We start from the raw sequence: 20,172 nt of genomic DNA, 5'->3' as shown, positions 1-20,172 counted from the left end.
AGCCTTTTCAATTTCAACAATTTAGTCACTATTTTTCATGACTTTATACCCGATATTCTTCATTTATTGAGTTTTTTCATGTTGATTTTCTTTTTTTATTCTATTTAGATAATTGTGAATAAATCCGATTGATTAGCATCTGAAACGGAGAGAAAGTATGTTTTCTATTAAATGCAATGTTATTATAATAGTCTTGTGTAGACAATGAAGATTTAAAACTGAGGGAGTATCATTTATGTTTCAAAATAAAATAATTGTAATTACCGGTGCCTCGAGCGGGGTTGGAAGTGAACTTGCACGTTTGTTTGCTTCAAAAGGTGCTCAAGTTGTGCTTCTTGCCCGCAATGTAGAGAAACTAGCCGAATTACAGAGACAAATTAATATTGAAGGCGGCTTGGCTGATTATTATTTATTTGACTTAACCGACATCGATTCGATTCACTTGATCGTAAAAAAAATTATTTCACGTTTCCACCGTATCGACGTACTAATTAATTGTGCGGGAGTTGGAAAATTCGAATTATTTTCGGAAATGGACTCCGGAATGATTGATCAAATGTTTGCGGTTAATGTACAAGGACTTATTCACTGCACTCAGGCAGTTCTTTCATCAATGATGCAACAAAAACATGGGTGTGTCGTTAACATTGCGTCGCTTGCAGGAATCATAACGACATCAAAGTCAGTCGTCTATGGTGCAACAAAGCATGCGGTAATCGGTTTCTCGAATGGGTTGAGGATGGAGGTAGCGAAGAAAGGGATCCGCGTAATTGTTGTGAATCCTGGTCCGATTCGTACTCCATTTCTAAAGCTTGCCGATCCTTCAGGACATTATTTGGAAAAGGCAGGACGCTTTATGCTTGATGCCCGCACTGTAGCGGAAAAAGTGATTCGAGCAATTGAAAGAAATAAGAGGGAAATTAATCTTCCTTGGTACATGGGGATGGGTGCAAAGCTGTATCAATTAATGCCCGGAGTGTTTGAGAAAATTTTCGGACGTATTATTAATATGAAATAAGCATTTTTTTAGATGAATATTTATATATTTTGCATATTGCGTGCAAAAAGTGTATCATTAATTCGTAAGAAAACGCTTACATTTATTTGTCTGCTCTATTTTGTAAGCGCTATATGACGGGAGGAGTCAGAATGCAAACTGAAACACAAGCATCCGCTAAAGACATGACCGTTGAGAAAGCAAAATGGATTTATACGAAAATGCAAGAGATTCGTCAGTTTGAAACTGCTGTGCATGAAATCTTTGCAAAAGGTGAGATACCGGGTTTTGTTCACTTATATGCGGGAGAAGAGGCGGTCGCGGTAGGAGTGTGCGCTCACTTGACTGACAGTGACAGTATCACGAGTACACACCGTGGACATGGACATTGTATCGCAAAAGGCTGTGATTTGAACGGTATGATGGCTGAGATCTACGGACGTGCGACGGGACTCTGCAAAGGCAAGGGAGGCTCCATGCATATTGCGGACGTATCAAAAGGCATGTTGGGCGCCAATGGTATTGTAGGCGCGGGACTGCCGCTTGCAATCGGTGCGGGACTAACGGCAAAAGTTAAGAAAACAAATAATGTCGCCGTCTGCTTCTTCGGCGATGGAGCAAGCAACCACGGTACGTTTCATGAAGCAGTGAATATGGCTGCCATCTGGAAACTTCCCGTTATTTTTGTCTGCGAAAATAACGGATTTGGTGAAGCTTCAACCTTTGAGTATGCGGCGGCGGCTGATCGGATTTCAGATTTTGCTAAAGTATATAAGATCGCAGGAGAGACGGTGGACGGGAAGGATTTAACTGCCGTTTATGATGCTGCGGGAAAAGCTGTTGCTCGCGCGCGCAAAGGTGAAGGCCCGACGATTCTTGAATGCATGACTTATCGTGACTTCGGACACTTTGAAGGCGATACGCAATCATATAAAGACAAGGAAAAACAACAGAATGCTGTTACTGATGAAGACGCCATTCTCAGATTCCAGGGCTATTTAAAGAAAAACAAAATTTTATCGGCCGAAGAGATCAAGGAAATTGATGATTCGGTAAAGGCAGCCATCGATGAGGCGGTCCGATTCAGTGAGGAAAGTCCATTCCCTGATGATAAAGAAGTCACCACCGATGTCTATGTCTCTTATTAAATCGTTTGGATAAATCTGGAGGTGCTCGCAATGGCAGTTAAAATGAGTTATTCAGAAGCAATTAATGATGCAATACGAGTTGCAATGCGTAAAGACGATGATGTAATTTTAATCGGCGAAGATGTCGCGGGCGGCGCGGAAGTCGATCATTTGCAGGATCAAGGTGCGTGGGGCGGCGTTTTTGGAGTTACAAAAGGAATCGTTGAGGAATTCGGACGTGATCGAGTGATTGATACACCGATTGCCGAAGCCGGATATATGGGCGCGGCTGTTTCTGCGGCAGCAACCGGATTGCGCCCGATCTCAGAATTGATGTTTAATGATTTTATCGGCAGCTGTTTAGACGAAGTCATGAATCAAGCCGCGAAATTTCATTATATGTTCGGTGGGAAAGCCAAAGTTCCGTTAACCATCCGAACAATTGACGGTGCCGGATTCAACGCAGCGGCTCAGCACTCGCAGAGTCTCTATGCGTTGTTCACACATATTCCGGGAATCAAAGTGGTCATCCCAAGCAATCCATATGATATGAAAGGACTGCTGCTCAGCGCAATCTTTGATGACGATCCTGTCGTGGTATTTGAAGATAAAACCCTTTATGGAATGAAGGGTGAGGTCGGTGAAGGATTCTATACGATTCCGTTTGGAAAGGCCGAAATCAAGCGTGCAGGCAATGACTTGACAATTGTCGGCCTTGGGAAACAAGTATATACCGCTTTGAAAGCCGCCGATAAATTGGCAAAGAAAGGCTTTGAAGCGGAAGTAATCGACCCGAGAACCTTGTCACCTCTTGATGAAGATACGATTATCAATTCAGTAAAAAAGACAGGACGACTGATTATCGTCGATGAAGCTTATCCTCGCTGCAGCGCGGCCACTGATATTGCAGCGATTGTCGGAGATAAAGCCTTTGATTATTTGGATGCGCCAATTAAGCGTGTGACTGCTCCTCATGCACCAGTACCGTTTTCTCCGCCGCTTGAGAAGCTGTATATGCCGACACCTGAGAAAATTATCGATGCATTCAGCGTTATGGTTGGCGATAAAGTTTTCTCGGCCGTGTAAGTAATCAGCAATCAATAGTATAGTGGGATACTCCTTGAGTGATCTTGGTATCCCTTCTGAGTTTATCCGAAAGGAGCGAGGAAAAAATGGCGGTAGAAATCATCATGCCAAAAATGGGCATGGGCATGGAAGAAGGAACGGTTGTCGAATGGTTGAAACAAAAAGGGGATTCAGTAAAAAAGGGCGAGTCTGTTGTTTCCATCAGTTCAGATAAAATTGAAAAGGAGTTGGAGGCACCGGAAGAAGGTGTTCTTATTGATATTGAAGCAGATGTTGATGATGTCGTTCCAATCGGCCAACCATTAGGATACATTGGTGCTCCGGGCGAAGCGGTAAGTTCGCCAGCAGCGTCTGCACCGGCGCCGGAAAAGAAACAAGAAGATCAGGTTGTCGAAGTTCCGGAAGTAGCGTCTGATCCTGAACCGTTAAAAGGTGAAGAACCGCGACTTCGCGTATCACCGGCAGCTCGACGTTTGGCGAAAATCAAAAATGTAGATTTAGCCACTGTTACCGGTACAGGACCAATGGGACGAATTACAAAGGCAGACGTCGCCGCAGCTCAGGTTAAAAAAGCTCAGCAGCCAGCCGAAGCAGCTAAATCTGCTCCAACTCCGGTACCGGTATCTTCACTAAGTAACGGGACTGCAAAGAAAGTGACCGGGATGCGTAAAGTTATTTCGGATCGAATGTTCAACAGTTTGCAGACAACGGCGCAATTGACTCTGCAGACTACTGTCGATGTCACGGAACTGATTGCTTTCCAGAAAAAAGCGCGTGAAGCGTATCAAATCAATGATGAAGTGCGCCTAACGATAACTGATTTTATTGCTAAGGCGGCAATAAACGCATTGCTTGAACACAAAGCGATGAACAGTATTTATGAAGGGGATACGATCACGACTTTTGATACCGTTCATCTTGGCGTGGCTGTGGCGCTTGATGAAGGACTCGTTGTTCCGGTCATTAAAGATGCGGACAAAAAATCTTTAAGCGCTGTTTCACGCGAGATTCGCAAAGCGAGCAAGCAAGCACGCGGTTCGGAATTGAATAAACTTCAGTTAAGCGGCTCAACATTTACCATTACTTCACTAGGGACATATGGTGTCGGTTTCTTTACTCCGGTGATTAATCCTCCTGAAGTAGGGATTCTTGGTGTGGGAACTATTTCAGAGCAGCCGGTTTATGTTGGCGATGAGTTGAAGAAGCGCAGCCTTATGCCGCTCAGTCTGACCTTTGACCACCGGGCAGTTGACGGAGCACCGGCGGCAGCATTTTTAGCGACGGTTAAACAAAACCTGGAAGCGCCATTTAAACTGGTACTCTAAAATCTTTGATTTAGTGATTATTTACTGAGTTGAATGTTGTTAAATTAAATGAATTGAATCAAATAGACAAGTTATGCAGGAAACGGATCCGGATAAACGGCTGTTTCCTGTTTTTATTGTTTAGAAAGGATTGATGAAGAAACGGATCGTTCAGCAACTTTTTAACACCCATTGTTTTTGGGATTCTATCTGAGACTTGAATTATATTGGATTAGTGATTATGAAATAGGGTACAATAATGAGGTGGATGTTAGCCGTTTTATCGGCATCTTTGAAAGATTGGGGAATGGTCATGCCGAAATCTAAATATTTTCGTTTTGCAGTTTGGGTGCTTCTGATATTAATAATACTTATGGTAGGTTCTAGACTTACCTTTATTTTACAGCCCATTGGTGTTCTGTTTACGTCGCTAGCCGCTCCTCTCATTATTTCTGGACTGTTGTATTATTTATTGCGCCCGCTTGTTCGAGGATTGGTACGGCTTAAGGTTCCAAAAGTTGTTGCCATAATCATTATTTATTTAGTCGTCCTCGGACTGATCACTTTGCTTCTATTTAATTTTGGCCCGCTCCTATATAATCAATTTCTTTCTTTAATTACAAGCATGCCGGGTTTGGTACAGCAGCTTGGCGAGCAGCTGGTTAACTTTCAACAGAGCGAAATCTTTTCGAAGATGCATTTGGATGAAATTCCATACCTTGATTTTGCCAACCGTTTTTCAAAATCGCTGTCTACAATGGCGACTACAATTGGAAATAACATTCTGTCAATTATTCAATCAATTACCGGTACGGTGCTCATTATTGCAGTCATTCCTTTTATCCTTTTTTATCTTTTAAAGGATGGTGACCGCATGTCTCGAGGTGTCATGAAATTTATTCCTGTGGAGCATCGCGAAAAGGCGGTAGAGATACTTAAGGATATGGATCAGACGCTGAGCGGCTACATTCAGGGTCAAATGATCGTTTTGCTGTTTGATTTTATTTTTATTTATATCTGGTACTTGATTATCGGGCTGCACTACTCGCTGGTACTCGCTCTGGTCATACTGTTTACAAATGTTATCCCGTTTATCGGTTCATTTATTGCAACAATACCGGCCGTAATCGTCGCCTTTATTCAATCACCGATTTTAGCCCTTTATGTCATTATTGGGGTTACTGTTGTCCAGCAAATCGAGGGCAATGTGATCTCGCCGCTTGTCATGGGAAGAAAATTAGATATTCATCCACTGACTATCATCTGTATATTACTTGTTGCAGGAAATTTGGCCGGTATTATCGGCATGCTGCTCGCAATACCCTTTTATGCTGTGTGTAAAGTGATTGTGACTCGTGTTTACAAATTGTTCCAATTGCGCAAGCAGTAACATGATCAGGGGAGGAATTAATCTATGGGGTATATACAGAATCTGAGGAGCAAGATTGGACATGAACCGATTATTCTGGTTGGTGCAGTTACAATCATTCACGATCAGCGAGGAGCAGTGCTCCTTCAAAAGCGCAAATTTCCAGAAGGAAGCTGGGGGCTGGAGGATTGATGGAGATTGGCGAAACTGCAGAAGAAACGGCGAGCCGAGAAATTTGTGAAGAGACTGGTTTAAGCGTTTGCGGACTTCGTCTCTTTCAAGTTTATTCCGGTGTAAAGACACCTTCTGTGGCTGAAAACGGGGATCAGTACTACCCCGTAACGATCGCTTATGAGGCAGGCTCGATTGAAGGCGAATGGCATATTGACAAAACTGAATCAGAACGTTTTGAGTTTCGAACACAAAAAGATCTTCCGAATTTTATTCTGAAGAACCAGAAAAGAATCCTTGATGATTATTTCGCACGGCAGAATCATGAATAGGGAAAAAGCACTGATCAATGGATGATGGATCAATGCTTTTTTCTTTGAAATTTTTATTAATGGATTGTTATTTGGTTCATTCGTGAAAGGCCTTTTCAACTTGACATTCATCGGCAGTAAATGAACCAATAAATCAATACCAAAATTGATTTCAACTAAGTTAATGAAAACGATGCATAACTCAGTTGCTGATTGCAGTTTCAAGAGCAATGTTAATCATGTCGTTGAATGTTGTCTGACGTTCGGCGGCTGTCGTATCCGGCTCGTCTGAGAAAATGTGATCGCTGACCGTTAAAACAGTCAATGCCTGAACCCCATATTTGGCTGCTAATGTGTAAAGCGCTGAGGTCTCCATTTCCACTGCTAGTACGCCATACTCACCTAATTTTTTTACAACTTCCATACTGTCCCGATAGAAAACATCGGCAGATAAAATGTTGCCGGTTCGTAATGAAAGGCCTAGCTTTGTACCGATGCTGTACGCCTTGTGGAGAAGCTCGAAATCGGCAGTAGGCGCATAATCGATATTTGGGAAAACACCGTGATTAATGGATGAATCAGTAGTTGCGGACATGGCCAGAATAACATCTCGAACATGAATTCCATTCTGAACGCCGCCGCAGGTACCGACACGGATTAATTTTTTTACGCCATAGTTACGAATCAATTCATTGACATAAATAGATATTGAGGGAATCCCCATTCCGGTACCTTGTACCGAAACCGGCTCCCCTTTATAAGTACCGGTAAATCCGAGCATTCCGCGCACATTGTTGTACTGGGTTACTTCGTCTAGATATGTTTCAGCAATATATTTCGCACGCAATGGATCACCAGGAAGCAAAATGCGTTCTGCGATTTCACCAGGTTTTGCTTCGATATGAATGCTCACTATATCGTTCCTCCTTCAAAATGAAACAAGTCTAACCTAATTTTATCATGCATACAGCAATGCAGTTAAAATAAATTAATCTTGATAGAGTTCAAGCGGCAGATTATCGGGATCTCTGAAGAATGTAAAGAGCTTTCCGGTAATCGGATCAATACGAATGGGTTCTGTCTTGATCCCGTTGTTGTTCAGTTCGGTAACATTTTTCTCTAAGTTCTCCACGGCGAAAGCGAGATGTCTCAGCCCGCATGCCTCAGGATGTGTTGGCCGCTGAGGTGGATTTGGAAATGAAAAAAGTTCGATTTTTCCGTTTTTTTCATTGCCGATGGCAAGATCCAGTTTATAAGAGTTGCGCTCCTCTCGGTAGACTTCGTTAATTATAGAAAACCCTAACACATCTACATAGAAATGTTTTGATCGTTCATAATTAGAACTGATAATTGCGCAATGATGAATCCCTTGAAATTCCATGGTCTCACACCTTTTCTTCGGCTTCGTTTAGCGGCATTCGGCCCACTGTCTTATTAAGCAACATGTGTAGGAACTTTGTGACAATGCAAGCAAATCCCTTGAAGCAACCGAGTTATTATTTAAAAGTATATCAAAAATGCAGCATGAGAAGGTTATGGGGAGCGACAAAAATGATGTTGACAGTTCGTTGAAAAAGCTGGATACTATACATATGAACGATCCGTCATATGTTATGGCTTTTATATTATTTTTTAGAAAAGAGATGAAAAATTTGACAGCTCATTCAAAGCATGATCATGAGACGGCACACAGCCATATGCATCACCATACTACAAATCAAAATGCTCTGCTTATCAGTTTTCTGATTATTTTCGTATTCATGATTGTTGAAGCGGTCGGCGGTTACTTAAGCGGCAGTCTGGCATTGATTTCTGATGCAGGACATATGCTTAGTGATGCGGTTTCTCTGGGTATGAGCTTTACAGCCATACTAATTGGAAACAGAGCTTCAGCAAATAATCGGAAAACATTCGGCTACAAACGATTTGAAATATTGGCAGCTCTGTTTAACGGAGTATTGCTTTTTCTTATTTCAATCTGGATTATCATTGAGGCAATAGCCAGAATAGCGCAACCAGTCACGATTGCGAGCGGTGAAATGATGATCATCGCATTCATTGGACTTATTGTCAATGTTATTGTGGCCAAAATTTTGATGCAGGGAGAAAAAAATGACAATTTGAATGTACGGAGTGCATTTTTACATGTGCTGGGTGATTTGCTCGGTTCGGTTGGGGCTATTGCCGCATCAGCACTGATTATGTTCTTCGGTTGGGGAATTGCCGATCCGATTGCCAGCATGATTGTATCCGTAATTATTTTGAAGAGCGGATGGAGTGTTACACGCGATTCAATTAACGTGTTAATGGAAGCTAAGCCCGATAACCTTGACTTGGATGAAATCCGCAATCGAATGACTACATTAAAGGGTGTTAACGGAATCCATGATCTTCACATTTGGACAATTACTTCGGGTTTCTTTTCATTAAGCTGTCATCTGACGGTTGAAGAAGGCATTAATCATGATGAGATACTGAGACAGGTTGAGCAATTACTCGCTGGTTATCATCTGGATCACTCAACCATTCAAATCGAGAGTGTCAAGTTTCAAGGCTGCCATTCCGATTGCTCACATCAACGGCATGGATGATGCAGCGGCGCAAAAAAAGGACACATGTTGAGCTTTATCATTGATTTAAAAAGGAATTCATTGCTCTTCCTTTTTATTTTTTTGGCCATATTTTAATAAAGTAAATGTTTATCTTAAGCAATTAACTCGTGCCTAAGTGAATGAATCATTTATTTATAGCTAAATGCAAACGAATGTTCTATAATGAAATGAAAAGAGATTTCTCTTTTGCAAAAAGGCATTCGTTCTGGATCGTTCATTAGTTAAAAAGTTGGGCGATGAACGGTATGGGTAAATTGGTTTAAAGATAAGCTTTTGAATGTTATTAAAAATCGATGTCAACAGCAGATGGGAGATTTTTCAAATGCAACATGAAGCTCTTCTAATTATTGATATGAGCAATGATTTTGTTGATGATCGAGGCGGACTGACTGCGGGACAACCCGCGCAGAAAATTGTTCCGCATATTGTGAATCTTGCTGACAGGTTTTTAAATGAGACGAAACCAATCTTTTTTTGTATGGATGCACATGAACCGAACGATCCGCATTTTCAGCTTTGGCCTCCTCATAATGTAAAAGGAACATGGGGAGCCCAAATATATGGCCAGCTTGGAGAATGGTTTCAAACACATGAGAAGGACCAAAATGTCATGTTCATCCCTAAGCCTGAGTATGATGCTTTTATCCGAACGAACCTTGATCAGCAGCTGAAAGAGCGCCGCATCGACACTGTTCACTTAACGGGGGTATGCACGGACATCTGTGATTTTCTGACTGCATATGGGGCGTATTCAAGAGGGTACAAGACGGTTGCCCATCGCAGGGGAATGGCGACCTTTACGAATCAGCATGACGTGTTTCTTAATCACATGAGGGCAATATTTAAAACGAAACTGACTGATTAGGGGGAGAGGAAGCAAGTTGACAAGTACACATGACGAAAAGTTCAGGCGATGTAACTGGAACACAACAGACCCGATCTATTTAACTTATCATGATCATGAATGGGGACGTCCCCAATATGATTCTCAGAAGTTATTTGAGATGCTCTGTCTGGAAGGAATGCAGGCCGGATTGAGCTGGATTACCATTTTAAAGCGTCGTGAAGCATACAGGGAGGCGTTTGATGGGTTTGATCCTCAATCCATTTCGACCTTTTCAGACGATAAAATAGCGCGGTTAATGAACAACTCAGGAATTATCCGGAACAGGCTCAAGATTAATGCCATTGTTACAAATGCACGCATGTTTCTTGAAGTTGAGAAAGAGCAACCTTTTAATAAGTATCTATGGTCCTTTGTGAAAGGCAAGCCGATCGTTCATTATTATACGGAACCAAAAATGATTCCTGCATCAACTGAGGAATCACTTCTGATGAGTAAAGATCTGAAAAAAAGAGGCTTCAAATTTGTCGGCCCGACGATTTGTTACGCGTTTATGCAAGCGACAGGGATGGTTAACGATCATGTAACCCATTGCTTCTGTTTTCGAGAGTTAATGGGTATGAAAAAGAGATCATTGAGCATCCAAGAAAGGGCTGTGGATCACTAATCAAATTTTCGAATTGTCAGAATGCGCAGACTTGATCAGCAAAAGTGTCAGCAAGCTGAGGGTGAGCATCGCAGAGACGCCTCCAATTGCATTGGCAAACCAGCCCGTGAACATATAGCCGACAGGAATGAGTGCAAATGATCCGAGCATGCCGATGCTTGCGACCCGTCTAAATGCTTCAGGATCTTGAAGGTTTGTTTCCCAGATTAATCCGAAGGCCATGCTTCCCAACCCTTCGAAAATCATGAGCACGATGAGAAGAACAATGTTATGTACGAGTGGCATAGCGATGAATGCAAGTCCGCCGAGAGCGACCCCTAAATAGGCAATTAAACTGCGGTGATGCCATGTATAATCGCAATCATCGACAGAAGATGAATGGTTAACGATCCGTTTAATCCCATAGCCATAATTGTGAACGACATCACGCAGCGGACAATGTCTGTCAGACGCATCAATTTTACCCGATTCACTTTATCAACGATGATTCCCGCAAAAGGCAGGATGACGTTGGGAAGCATATAGGCGGTCATGACAAATCCCATGGCTACCGTTGATTGTGTCAGTGAGTAAACGAGGAGGGGAATGATGATACCTGTAATCGATGAGCCGAACACAGAGAGTGTATTTCCGATCCATAGCGCCCGAAAGGCTTGCGATTGATAAATCGGCATAAAGAAGTGCGGGATTCCCCTTTTGGAAACAGCGGAGGTTCTTCTTGCGTGGAAGTCATTTTTTCACCCCCAAAAAAGCATTTTTCCCCTAATCACTATAAAGCAGAATAACTTATAAGTCATCAATTGTTTATTGCTAATTTTCAAGTAACTTAACTGGGAAGAAGATAGGTCAGGCTGTGGTGAAAAAAGACAGTCGTTCATTACAGTGGACTGATTTGCTGTGATAAAATGAGAAGAGAACATGAGTGATTAGCGGGACTAGAACGTTTAAAATGATGAAGGAAGTGTACCTAATGGATGGACTTACCGAAATAAAGAAAGACTCAAAAGAAATTTTTAAAGGAAGAATTGTTCACTTGTTTGTCGATCAAGTGGAACTGCCAAACGGTGAAATGTCAACGCGTGAAGTCGTAAAACATCCCGGAGCAGTTGCTGTAATCGCTGTCAACAAGGAAGGAAAACTATTGCTGGTCAGACAATATCGTTATCCGTTGGACGGAATAATCTATGAAATTCCAGCGGGCAAGTTAGAACCTGACGAGAATCCTGATGATTCGGCATTAAGAGAGCTTGAGGAAGAAACCGGATACCGTTGTGAAAAAATGGAGAAAACAGCTTCGTTCTATTCATCACCGGGATTCTCTGACGAGTTGCTTCATGTCTATTATACAGATTCGCTTATTGAAGGAAAACAGCACCTTGATCAAGATGAATTTCTGGAAGTATGTGCAGTAAATCTTGAAGAGGCGGTTCAAATGGTTAAAGATCACCGTATTTATGATGCGAAATCTATTTACGCAGTTCAATACATGCAGCTTCGCCAAAATAAAAACATAGGTTAGAGTCGTAAAATCTCTCAATTCGATCATAGTTATCGCTAGCAATCATAGAATGAAATTATAGATTTCATATGATCGAATGTCGGGAGGCTGACAAAATGATTGCAGAACGTTTAAAAAAGGTGCTTCATCAGCATATTAACGACTATTTATCACTCTATACCTTTGTCGCGGGGCTGCTGCTCATGGGAATTATCTTTGGGGCAATTTTGGTAAACTGCCTGCCTTATGAATCCAGAAGTGATCTGCTCCGTTATCTGCAGCAATTCTTCGGTGAACTGGCAAAGAATCAAATTGCTGATCCGAGATTGCTTTTTAAAGAAAGCTTATTTCACGACCTACAGTATCTTATTTTGATTTGGGTTCTTGGTCTTTCCGTGATCGGACTTCCGCTTATCTTTCTGCTTATCTTTGTTAAGGGGATTTTTCTTGGCTTTACTGTCGGCTTTCTTGTCAGTCAAATGGGAATGAAAGGATTAATGGCTGTTCTTGTCAGTGTCTTCCCGCAAAATTTGCTCATCATACCTAACTATTTGTTTATTACCGTTCTGTCGGTCGCCTTTTCATTGAAAATGATTCGTCAGCTTCTGATGAAAACAAGAAATCAGCCAATGCTGCCTCAATTTATCAATTATGGGCTTGTTTTAGCAAGTACAGTACTGGTAGCTGCGTTTGCCTCGGGATATGAAGCATACGTATCTCCGGCGTTAATACGTCTTTTTATATCATGATCAGTAACCAATAACTAACGTTTGTAAATAAAATAATTATAATTTAAAAATAATTATATTTAATTGACATGATTATCAATAAGGATTATAATTTCTCTGTAATAACCGATAGTTATTTTCGGTTCATTCCGTGTTGGTGTGGGTAGCGGCGCAGATTGATAACCGGTATTCCTTAATGACGGATAATCCGTTTTGTGCATCGTTCTTGCAAAGGGGGGGCTTGTATGGAAGGCAGAATCAATCGAATTAAGAAGCAGCTTCATGGGCAAAAGTATAAGCTGACGCCTCAGCGAGAAGCGACTGTAAGGGTGTTGTTGGAGAACGAACAAGATCACCTCAGCGCTGAAGATGTGTACCTCCTTGTGAAAGAGAAAGCGCCTGAAATCGGGCTTGCCACAGTATATCGAACACTTGAATTGTTAGCAGAATTGAAAATTGTCGACAAAATTAATTTTGGTGATGGTGTTTCCCGTTATGATTTGCGCAGAGAAGGTGCCAGTCACTTTCATCACCATCTTGTGTGTATCGAATGCGGGTCTGTGGATGAAATACAAGAAGATCTGCTTGGAGAAGTAGAAAAAGTGGTTGAGCGCAAATGGCATTTCAAAGTTAAGGATCATCGTTTAACGTTCCACGGAATTTGTCATCGTTGCCTAGAGAAGCATGAAGAAGAAAATCGTTTAAATAAAGAAAAAGAGACAGAACAGGAAACAGAAAAGGTGTGACTGTTCTGTCTTCGGCAGCCTGAAACGTTCAGACTGTTTTTTCTTTTTGTCAGTTTTTCTTTTTTAAGTCTTTACTTTTGAAATGATTGATCCATCTGTTTCATATAATGAGGTAGCAACTCTATTTGGACAGGCGGGATGAATGGATGAACACGATTTACCATGTTGGAGTTAAGTGTTTTAAAATAGGCTGTCTGTTTGCTTTACTAACTGCTGCTTTTTATTTCGGTATGATGTGGATGGATCATTTTTTAGATCAAGCACATCGATATGATGAACCAGGATCGGGTGCGGTGGCAGTGATTCGGCATACACAATCAGAAAATATTAAAGTGAAAAATAGCCCCGATTTCTCACGTTTTTTCGATTTTTTGAGAGATGGTGAATAAGCGATTGAGAAAACTGGTAGAGAATTTTTTGGAATTGCTTAATACGGAACGCGGATTGTCGAAGAATACAATTGAAGCATACCGAAGTGACTTAATGCACTATACAAACTATCTGTCCGTTGAGAAGCACTGTAGTTCATGGCAGGATGTCACTGAGATGATCGTGCTTAATTATATGTATTTCCTTAGAGATTCAGGGTGCGCGCCGTCAACGATTGCACGAAAAGCTGCCGCCATCCGCGGACTGCATCGCTATCTGCTCCTTAACCGGAAAACGATCGCTGACCCGTCCTATTCTTTGGAACTGCCTAAAACCCAGCAGAGTCCGCTTCCCCCTTTATTAACTAAAAATCAAGTGGAGCAGCTTTTGGAAGCACCGGATTTGCGAACGAAAATCGGGAAACGCGACCGCGCTTTATTGGAGGTTCTTTACGCTACAGGAATGCGCGTTTCCGAATGTATTCGTCTTGATACTTCACATGTGAATCTTGATTTAGAATTTATCCGTTGTTTGGGGAAGAAAGGTAACGAACGAATAGTGCCTCTTGATTCTCAGGCCATCTTTGCACTCCACATATACATAAAGGCACTTCATTCAGATGAAGAAAAAGTAGATTTAAACCGGCCGCTTTTCATGAACCGGATGAATAGGCGCTTAACAAGGCAAGGAATATGGAAGATTCTCAAACATTATGCGGAAATCGCAGGTATCTCTGTACCTATTTCACCGGAAACATTGAGAAAATCTTTGACGGCACATCTGCTGCAAAACGGTGCCCCGCTCGAATTCATTGATGAGCTGATGGGACGCCAGCATACTTCCGCTGCGATGCAGTACCCGCGTCCGAATCGTTTACCCTTAAAAAAAGTTTACGCAATGTATCATCCGCGTGTTAAATTATAATAAGAAAACACGTACATAATGACTGGGGCGATAAACGCATGAGATCAATTGAAGAAGTAATGGAGAAACTCAGACAGCAGACAGCCCGTAAGCCGGAGATCGGATTGATTCTTGGTTCGGGTCTCGGAGATCTTGCTGACGAACTAGCGAATGCAGAACAAATTCCTTATCAATCCCTTCCTCATTTTCCCGAGTCTACGGTTAAAGGTCATAAAGGCCAATTTGTCCTTGGTGAACTTGAAGGGAAAACGGTGGTCGCCATGCAAGGACGCTATCATCACTATGAAGGCTATTCACTTGCTCAAGTGGCATTTCCTGTTTATGTCATGCAGGCAATGGGCATTGAGAAATTGATTGTAACAAATGCATGCGGCGGCATTAATACAGCGTTTCATCCTGGCGATCTTATGTTGATTACGGATCACATTAACATGCTTGGCGACAGTCCGCTTATTGGCCCCAATGATGATGAAATAGGGCCACGCTTCCCCGACATGTCGCATGCATACAGCCCGGATCTTATTCAAAAGGCGAAGAGAGCAGCTGAGACGCTTGGCATTCATGTTCAAGCGGGTGTCTATTTGGCTACTCATGGTCCGCAATATGAGACACCGGCTGAGATTCGAATGATGCGCATAATGGGAGCGGACGCAGTAGGCATGTCGACCGTTCCCGAAGTAATTGCAGCCAGCCATTTGAGATTAGATATTCTCGGCATTTCATGCATTACCAACATGGCATGCGGTATTCTAGATCAGCCGCTTTCTCATAAAGAAGTCATTGAGACAGCCGATCGGGTTAAAGCTGATTTTACAGCACTTATAAAATCAATTATTTATTCAATTTGAACTTTTAATTAAACAAAACAAGAAAAGAGCCATGGATAAAGTCCATAGCTCTTTTCTTGTTTAAGAGAGAACGTCTTGCTTCGATTTTGTGCTTTTTTCTTGTAGGTGATTTTACGATTCAAGTTCAAAAGAACGTTAGGTTGCCGCTTTCCGTCCTTGCTTTCAAAGATTGAATCGACTTCTTACCGATGATAAAGCGTGGATGGACGGAGCTCAGCGCTTGAATCGGATCTTTTTGAAGTTGTTTGTTAAAAGTGTTTACCGAGCGGATAATCCAAGGCTCGATATGATAGAGCTCGCGCGCAAAACCGTGCTGTGATAGTCATGAAGAAAATGGTAAAACAACTTTTGATATCTTTTCGGATTACGAATAACCTCACGTTCATCAGGGTTTAATTGTGTACGCTTCAAGTTACGGCGCTCGCCTAAAAGAAATGAAACGAACCTCTCGCAATCAATAGAATTCCATTGTTCAATTGAATCTTCCACATGGCGATTATTAAATCCAAACACCTGTTCACAATCCATAATAAACAGCCACTCATCCGTCACTTTTCCAAAAAAGATAGCGTATGAAGCATCTCAGCCGACAAGAATTTTTGGATGCGATTCGCCCATTCAATTCGATCAAGATGGTGTTCCGGTTTGTTCAAGACATGCAGGCTTGTCAGTAATTCGCGGTAGGGCGAATAAACCGCGTGAACCTTTTGTTTGATCCATTGTTCATGAGTCGCATGGCCATGCTCCCTCTAGATAGTTGATTCGCTGTTTAACGAATTAAATAATTAATTTTGCAAAATTATTAAGTATTATAAAGACCGGCTATCAACCTGTCAACAGCAGATAGAAAACTTCTGAAACAATGATTTGTCTGCTCCATAGCTTTTCTTTTTTTGATCCGTATAAAAGAATTGCTCATGGACAGAATGATAAGGATCATAGTGAGGAGGTTTTTTCATGAAGGCGTTTTCTATGTGGATGGCTTGTGCCATACTCCTTTTTGCGACTTTTGTTCCGTCCGCTTCGGCATTTGCTGAAGCGAGGGGAAACGCAGATAAGGAGACTGGTAAACTGAAATCGGCAATCGTTATCGAACAGGATACAGGGAAGATTCTATTTAAACAAAATGAAAATAAAGAGCTTCCGCCCGCCAGTATGACCAAGGTAATGACGCTTCTTTTAATCTTTAAAGCACTGCAAAATCATCAGATTTCATTAAAAGATAAAGTGAATGTAAGTGAGTACGCGGCATCGATGGGAGGATCTCAAGTTTTTCTTGAACCTGGTGAGTCGATGACAGTGGACGAAATGCTGAAAGCGATTTGTATTGCTTCCGCAAATGATGCATCGGTTGCGATGGCAGAGCATATTTCCGGTTCGGAGAAAGCTTTTGTGGCTCAAATGAACAAGGAAGCAAGTAAACTTGGAATGACGCACACACATTTTGTCAATCCTACAGGGCTTCCTACTAAAAATCATTATACAACTGCTCATGATATGGCGGTGATGGCTCGGGCACTTCTGAAGTATCCGCAAGTGCTTCACTACACATCTAAATATGAAGATTATTTAAGAGAAAATACCGACAAGAAATTCTGGCTCGTTAACACCAATAAATTGATTAAAACGTATCCTGGTGCGGATGGTTTAAAAACCGGTTTTACGAATCAAGCCAAATACTGTCTGACGGCAACCGCACAAAGGAGCGGGATGCGTGTTGTAGCAGTGGTAATGGGCGCGGCTTCGCCAAAGGAGCGAAATAAAGAAATTGCAGGCTTGATGGACAATGCATTTGCCGCCTATGTGACAAAACCATTATTAAATAAAAATAAAACGGTAGCGATGGCAAAAGTTAATAAGGGCGATCATGCACAAGTCCCAATCGTCACGCAGCAACCGGCTGTTCTGCTTTTGAAAAAAGGAGAAAGTACCAAGGGATTAAAGAAATCAGTAAAAATAGACAAATCGCTTCAGGCACCTATAAAATCAGGCACGGTTGTCGGTCGGTTTATTGTGAAGAAGAAGGGCAAAGTGATTTCACAGACACCTCTGGTTATCAAAGATAATGTGAAGCGTGCGTCATGGTGGCAGTTATTTAAGCGAAGCGCGGGCACTATTTTGACGCATTAACGAATTATGGCCAGATTCGTGACAATGATGTTCTTGTTTTGTTGAATTGACACTAGTTCTGTCGGCAGGCAGGAGTCAAAGAGAAAAAGAGAGAAACTAGTATCATAAGTCATCGGGATTCGATGGTGAACCGACCGCAAAGGATCGGAATGAACTTGGAAAAGATACAATTTCCGTTCAGGGAGGGAGGAAGCAGCATTGAGTTTAAAAATGGATTTAGAAGTAAAATACGGCGTGCTGTGTATCCGGCTTGAGGGTGAACTTGATCATCATACTGCAGATGAATTGAGAGAAAAGGTAAACCATGTCATGGACGATGAACCGGTTCATCATATTTTGCTGAATCTTGGCAGACTCAGTTTTATGGACAGTTCAGGACTGGGTGTGATTCTTGGTCGTTACAAGAGAATTTCTGGACTTGGAGGAGAAATGGTTGTTTGCTCCATTTCTCCAGCTGTTCGACGCTTATTTGAATTAAGCGGCATGTTTAAAATTATCCGTCTGGAAACTGATGAAGACTATGCGCTTCACACTCTGGGGGTGGCCTGAATGAGAAACGAGATGTCATTAACATTCTCGGCAATCAGTGAAAATGAATCATTCGCTCGAGTGACAGTGGCTGCGTTTGTTGCTCAATTGGATCCGACACTTGATGAATTGACAGAAATAAAAACGGTTGTCTCTGAAGCGGTAACGAATTGTATTATTCATGGCTATGAAAATAGCGGCGCAGGCAAAGTGATGATAAATGCTTTTCTTGAGGATGGAGTTGTGACCGTAACCGTTCATGATGACGGTGTAGGCATAAAAAATGTTGAACAGGCAAAGCAGCCGCTCTTCACAACGAAGCCCGAGCTTGAACGATCAGGGATGGGCTTCACAATCATGGAAAACTTTATGGATCACGTCACGATTGAAACGGAGGAAGGAAAGGGAACGACGATCATCATGACCAAGGAAATCGCCCGAAACCGAGCGGTATGCAAGTAGGGAGACATGCACATGGAACTTGATCGCAAAGCAGCATCTAAAGAACCGTTGCTGGACGATGATGAAGTAAAGCGGTTGATAAAGCAGAGTCAATCTGGTGATCATGAAGCGCGCGACCGCCTTGTTCAGAAGAATATGCGCCTTGTATGGTCGGTTGTTCAGCGTTTTATTAATCGGGGATATGAGCCAGATGATCTGTTCCAGATTGGCTGCATCGGACTGCTAAAATCCGTTGACAAATTCGACCTTTCCTATGATGTTCGGTTCTCTACTTATGCCGTACCGATGATCATCGGTGAGATCCAGCGCTTTATTCGTGATGACGGTGCGGTTAAAGTCAGCCGTTCATTGAAGGAAACAGGAATTAAAGTTCGGAAAAAAAAGGACGAGTTATCGAAAAAACTTGGCAGAAATCCAACAGTTGGAGAACTCGCCGATGCGATGGAGCTCTCACCAGAAGATATTGTTCTGTCTCAAGAAGCAATTCGCGCACCGTCGTCAATTCATGAAACAGTTTTTGAAAACGATGGCGATCCAATCACCATTCTGGACCAGATCTCGGACAATGACAGTGGGAAGTGGTTTGACAAACTGGTTGTTCGCGAGGCGGTGGAACAATTGAATGATCGTGAAAAACTGATTGTATATCTTCGTTATTTTAAAGACCAAACGCAAACAGAGGTTGCGCAGCGACTTGGCATTTCGCAAGTACAAGTGTCGCGGCTCGAAAAGAAGATTCTTGAAGAAATCAAAAGCCAGATGGCCGAATGAGCGGTCACTTGGCTTTTTTAGTTTGCTTAAAAAGGATAAATGCTTAAAAGATCAGCGAAATTCAGCGGAAGCAGTAATGATGCTTATTTTTCTTTTTTTCATTGTGTTTTTGTTAAAAGGAGTATGTTTTTCGTTCCCCCATTCATTCGATTAAGCCTTTGGTTAAGCATAATTTTCCGCGCATGGCAAATACTAACCTTCAGCACAGATTTGGAAGGGAGTATCTGTTCATGTTGAATGATCCCAAGAATTATAAAGAAAACGTCAAGGCATATCAGCCTAAAATACCGTATTTCATGAATTGTTTAAAGGCTTTTTTGGTTGGGGGGATCATTTGCATTATTGGGCAAGGAATACAAACCTTTTATATGCATTTTTTCCACTTCTCCAAACAAACGGCGGGAAATCCGACGGTGGCGACACTCATACTTATAGCGGCGCTTATGACCGGATTCGGTGTTTATGACAAGATCGCGAAGTTTGCGGGAGCAGGAACAATTGTGCCTGTTACCGGTTTTGCTAATTCAATTACAAGCAGTGCCTTGGAACATAAAAGCGAGGGTGTGGTGCTCGGAATTGCTACGAACCTGTTTCAACTCGCAGGAGAAGTTATTGTATTTGGTGTCGTGTCAGCAGCGGTATTAGGTGTTCTTCGGTTGTTCATTGAACATGCGTTCTAA

Annotated in this window: 26 protein-coding genes; 21 read left to right on the top strand and 5 right to left on the bottom strand. The window is 42.0% G+C overall.

The window, feature by feature from the left end:
- The first annotated feature begins 235 nt into the window (after window positions 1–235).
- The 7 genes from NIE88_RS13515 (at window position 236) to NIE88_RS13485 (ending at window position 6,386) form a co-directional block, all read left to right on the top strand.
- Window positions 236–1,018 (top strand): SDR family NAD(P)-dependent oxidoreductase, encoded by a 783-nt coding sequence (locus NIE88_RS13515; RefSeq protein WP_253062837.1) that lies wholly within the window; start codon window positions 236–238, stop codon window positions 1,016–1,018.
- A gap of 131 nt (window positions 1,019–1,149) precedes the next feature.
- Window positions 1,150–2,145 carry a thiamine pyrophosphate-dependent dehydrogenase E1 component subunit alpha gene (locus NIE88_RS13510; protein ID WP_253062835.1) on the top strand — a complete coding sequence of 332 codons (996 nt, stop codon included), beginning with the start codon at window positions 1,150–1,152 and terminating at the stop codon, window positions 2,143–2,145.
- Window positions 2,146–2,175: 30 nt separating this feature from the next.
- Window positions 2,176–3,210, top strand: coding sequence for an alpha-ketoacid dehydrogenase subunit beta (locus NIE88_RS13505; protein WP_253062833.1), 1,035 nt, complete (start codon window positions 2,176–2,178; stop codon window positions 3,208–3,210).
- Window positions 3,211–3,296: 86 nt separating this feature from the next.
- Entirely contained in the window at window positions 3,297–4,535 is a 1,239-nt protein-coding gene (locus NIE88_RS13500) for a dihydrolipoamide acetyltransferase family protein (protein WP_253062831.1), read from the top strand.
- Window positions 4,536–4,827: 292 nt separating this feature from the next.
- Window positions 4,828–5,904, top strand: a complete 1,077-nt coding sequence (locus NIE88_RS13495) for an AI-2E family transporter (protein ID WP_253062829.1) — start codon at window positions 4,828–4,830, stop codon at window positions 5,902–5,904.
- 24 nt (window positions 5,905–5,928) lie between these two features.
- Window positions 5,929–6,075 (top strand): NUDIX hydrolase, encoded by a 147-nt coding sequence (locus NIE88_RS13490; protein ID WP_253062827.1) that lies wholly within the window; start codon window positions 5,929–5,931, stop codon window positions 6,073–6,075.
- Window positions 6,075–6,386, top strand: coding sequence for an NUDIX domain-containing protein (locus tag NIE88_RS13485; RefSeq protein ID WP_253062926.1), 312 nt, complete (start codon window positions 6,075–6,077; stop codon window positions 6,384–6,386). Before NIE88_RS13490 ends, NIE88_RS13485 begins: the two co-directional genes overlap by 1 nt.
- Window positions 6,387–6,567: 181 nt before the next feature.
- Here NIE88_RS13485 and deoD read toward each other — a convergent pair whose 3' ends face one another.
- The gene (gene deoD / locus NIE88_RS13480; protein WP_253062825.1) at window positions 6,568–7,278 is read right to left on the bottom strand and encodes a purine-nucleoside phosphorylase; all 711 of its coding nucleotides are present in this window, start codon (window positions 7,276–7,278) and stop codon (window positions 6,568–6,570) included.
- 75 nt (window positions 7,279–7,353) lie between these two features.
- A complete protein-coding gene (gloA2, locus tag NIE88_RS13475; protein WP_253062823.1) occupies window positions 7,354–7,746 on the bottom strand; it encodes an SMU1112c/YaeR family gloxylase I-like metalloprotein in 393 nt (130 codons plus the stop codon).
- A gap of 262 nt (window positions 7,747–8,008) precedes the next feature.
- Between gloA2 and NIE88_RS13470 the strand changes: the two genes are divergently transcribed.
- The 3 genes from NIE88_RS13470 (at window position 8,009) to NIE88_RS13460 (ending at window position 10,488) form a co-directional block, all read left to right on the top strand.
- A complete protein-coding gene (locus NIE88_RS13470; protein ID WP_253062924.1) occupies window positions 8,009–8,956 on the top strand; it encodes a cation diffusion facilitator family transporter in 948 nt (315 codons plus the stop codon).
- A 343-nt stretch (window positions 8,957–9,299) separates the two neighbouring features.
- Window positions 9,300–9,842, top strand: a complete 543-nt coding sequence (locus NIE88_RS13465; protein WP_253062822.1) for a cysteine hydrolase family protein — start codon at window positions 9,300–9,302, stop codon at window positions 9,840–9,842.
- A gap of 16 nt (window positions 9,843–9,858) precedes the next feature.
- Window positions 9,859–10,488 (top strand): DNA-3-methyladenine glycosylase I, encoded by a 630-nt coding sequence (locus NIE88_RS13460; protein ID WP_253062821.1) that lies wholly within the window; start codon window positions 9,859–9,861, stop codon window positions 10,486–10,488.
- On the opposite strand, the gene NIE88_RS22990 is transcribed toward NIE88_RS13460, so the two are convergent.
- Together NIE88_RS22990 and NIE88_RS22985 are read right to left on the bottom strand one after the other, a co-directional pair.
- Complete coding sequence (locus tag NIE88_RS22990; RefSeq protein ID WP_444965496.1) at window positions 10,489–10,710, bottom strand: hypothetical protein; 222 nt, start codon at window positions 10,708–10,710, stop codon at window positions 10,489–10,491.
- Between the two features lie 107 nt (window positions 10,711–10,817).
- Window positions 10,818–11,162 (bottom strand): MFS transporter, encoded by a 345-nt coding sequence (locus NIE88_RS22985; RefSeq protein WP_444965495.1) that lies wholly within the window; start codon window positions 11,160–11,162, stop codon window positions 10,818–10,820.
- A 296-nt stretch (window positions 11,163–11,458) separates the two neighbouring features.
- On the opposite strand from NIE88_RS22985, the gene NIE88_RS13450 reads away from it, so the two are divergent.
- From NIE88_RS13450 to NIE88_RS13425, 6 genes are all read left to right on the top strand, one after another.
- A complete protein-coding gene (locus NIE88_RS13450) occupies window positions 11,459–12,007 on the top strand; it encodes an NUDIX hydrolase (protein ID WP_253062820.1) in 549 nt (182 codons plus the stop codon).
- Window positions 12,008–12,102: 95 nt separating this feature from the next.
- Entirely contained in the window at window positions 12,103–12,735 is a 633-nt protein-coding gene (gene spoIIM, locus NIE88_RS13445; RefSeq protein ID WP_253062819.1) for a stage II sporulation protein M, read from the top strand.
- Between the two features lie 224 nt (window positions 12,736–12,959).
- Window positions 12,960–13,460, top strand: coding sequence for a ferric iron uptake transcriptional regulator (gene fur / locus NIE88_RS13440; protein WP_253062818.1), 501 nt, complete (start codon window positions 12,960–12,962; stop codon window positions 13,458–13,460).
- A 146-nt stretch (window positions 13,461–13,606) separates the two neighbouring features.
- Window positions 13,607–13,849: a DUF4227 family protein gene (locus tag NIE88_RS13435; RefSeq protein WP_253062817.1), complete on the top strand. Its 243-nt coding sequence runs from the start codon at window positions 13,607–13,609 to the stop codon at window positions 13,847–13,849.
- A 4-nt stretch (window positions 13,850–13,853) separates the two neighbouring features.
- Entirely contained in the window at window positions 13,854–14,753 is a 900-nt protein-coding gene (locus NIE88_RS13430) for a tyrosine-type recombinase/integrase (RefSeq protein WP_253062816.1), read from the top strand.
- Window positions 14,754–14,791: 38 nt separating this feature from the next.
- Window positions 14,792–15,601 carry a purine-nucleoside phosphorylase gene (locus NIE88_RS13425; protein ID WP_253062815.1) on the top strand — a complete coding sequence of 270 codons (810 nt, stop codon included), beginning with the start codon at window positions 14,792–14,794 and terminating at the stop codon, window positions 15,599–15,601.
- Between the two features lie 548 nt (window positions 15,602–16,149).
- Here the strand turns inward: NIE88_RS13425 and NIE88_RS22835 are convergent.
- Entirely contained in the window at window positions 16,150–16,317 is a 168-nt protein-coding gene (locus tag NIE88_RS22835; protein ID WP_373689440.1) for a DUF5937 family protein, read from the bottom strand.
- 241 nt (window positions 16,318–16,558) lie between these two features.
- On the opposite strand from NIE88_RS22835, the gene NIE88_RS13420 reads away from it, so the two are divergent.
- The 5 genes from NIE88_RS13420 (at window position 16,559) to spoVAC (ending at window position 20,172) form a co-directional block, all read left to right on the top strand.
- Complete coding sequence (locus NIE88_RS13420) at window positions 16,559–17,731, top strand: D-alanyl-D-alanine carboxypeptidase family protein (protein WP_253062814.1); 1,173 nt, start codon at window positions 16,559–16,561, stop codon at window positions 17,729–17,731.
- A gap of 198 nt (window positions 17,732–17,929) precedes the next feature.
- Complete coding sequence (gene spoIIAA, locus NIE88_RS13415; protein ID WP_253062812.1) at window positions 17,930–18,280, top strand: anti-sigma F factor antagonist; 351 nt, start codon at window positions 17,930–17,932, stop codon at window positions 18,278–18,280.
- On the top strand, window positions 18,281–18,721 hold the full coding sequence (gene spoIIAB, locus NIE88_RS13410) for an anti-sigma F factor (protein WP_253062811.1): 441 nt from the start codon (window positions 18,281–18,283) through the stop codon (window positions 18,719–18,721).
- Window positions 18,722–18,733: 12 nt separating this feature from the next.
- Window positions 18,734–19,492, top strand: coding sequence for an RNA polymerase sporulation sigma factor SigF (gene sigF / locus NIE88_RS13405; protein WP_253062810.1), 759 nt, complete (start codon window positions 18,734–18,736; stop codon window positions 19,490–19,492).
- A 230-nt stretch (window positions 19,493–19,722) separates the two neighbouring features.
- Window positions 19,723–20,172, top strand: coding sequence for a stage V sporulation protein AC (gene spoVAC, locus NIE88_RS13400; RefSeq protein WP_253062809.1), 450 nt, complete (start codon window positions 19,723–19,725; stop codon window positions 20,170–20,172).

Origin of the sequence: Sporolactobacillus shoreicorticis, assembly GCF_024125445.1 — a bacterium.
GTDB lineage: Bacteria > Bacillota > Bacilli > Bacillales > Sporolactobacillaceae > Sporolactobacillus > Sporolactobacillus shoreicorticis.
The sequence above is the reverse complement of the archived record's forward strand: the minus strand, read 5'-3'. Positions and strand labels throughout refer to the sequence as shown.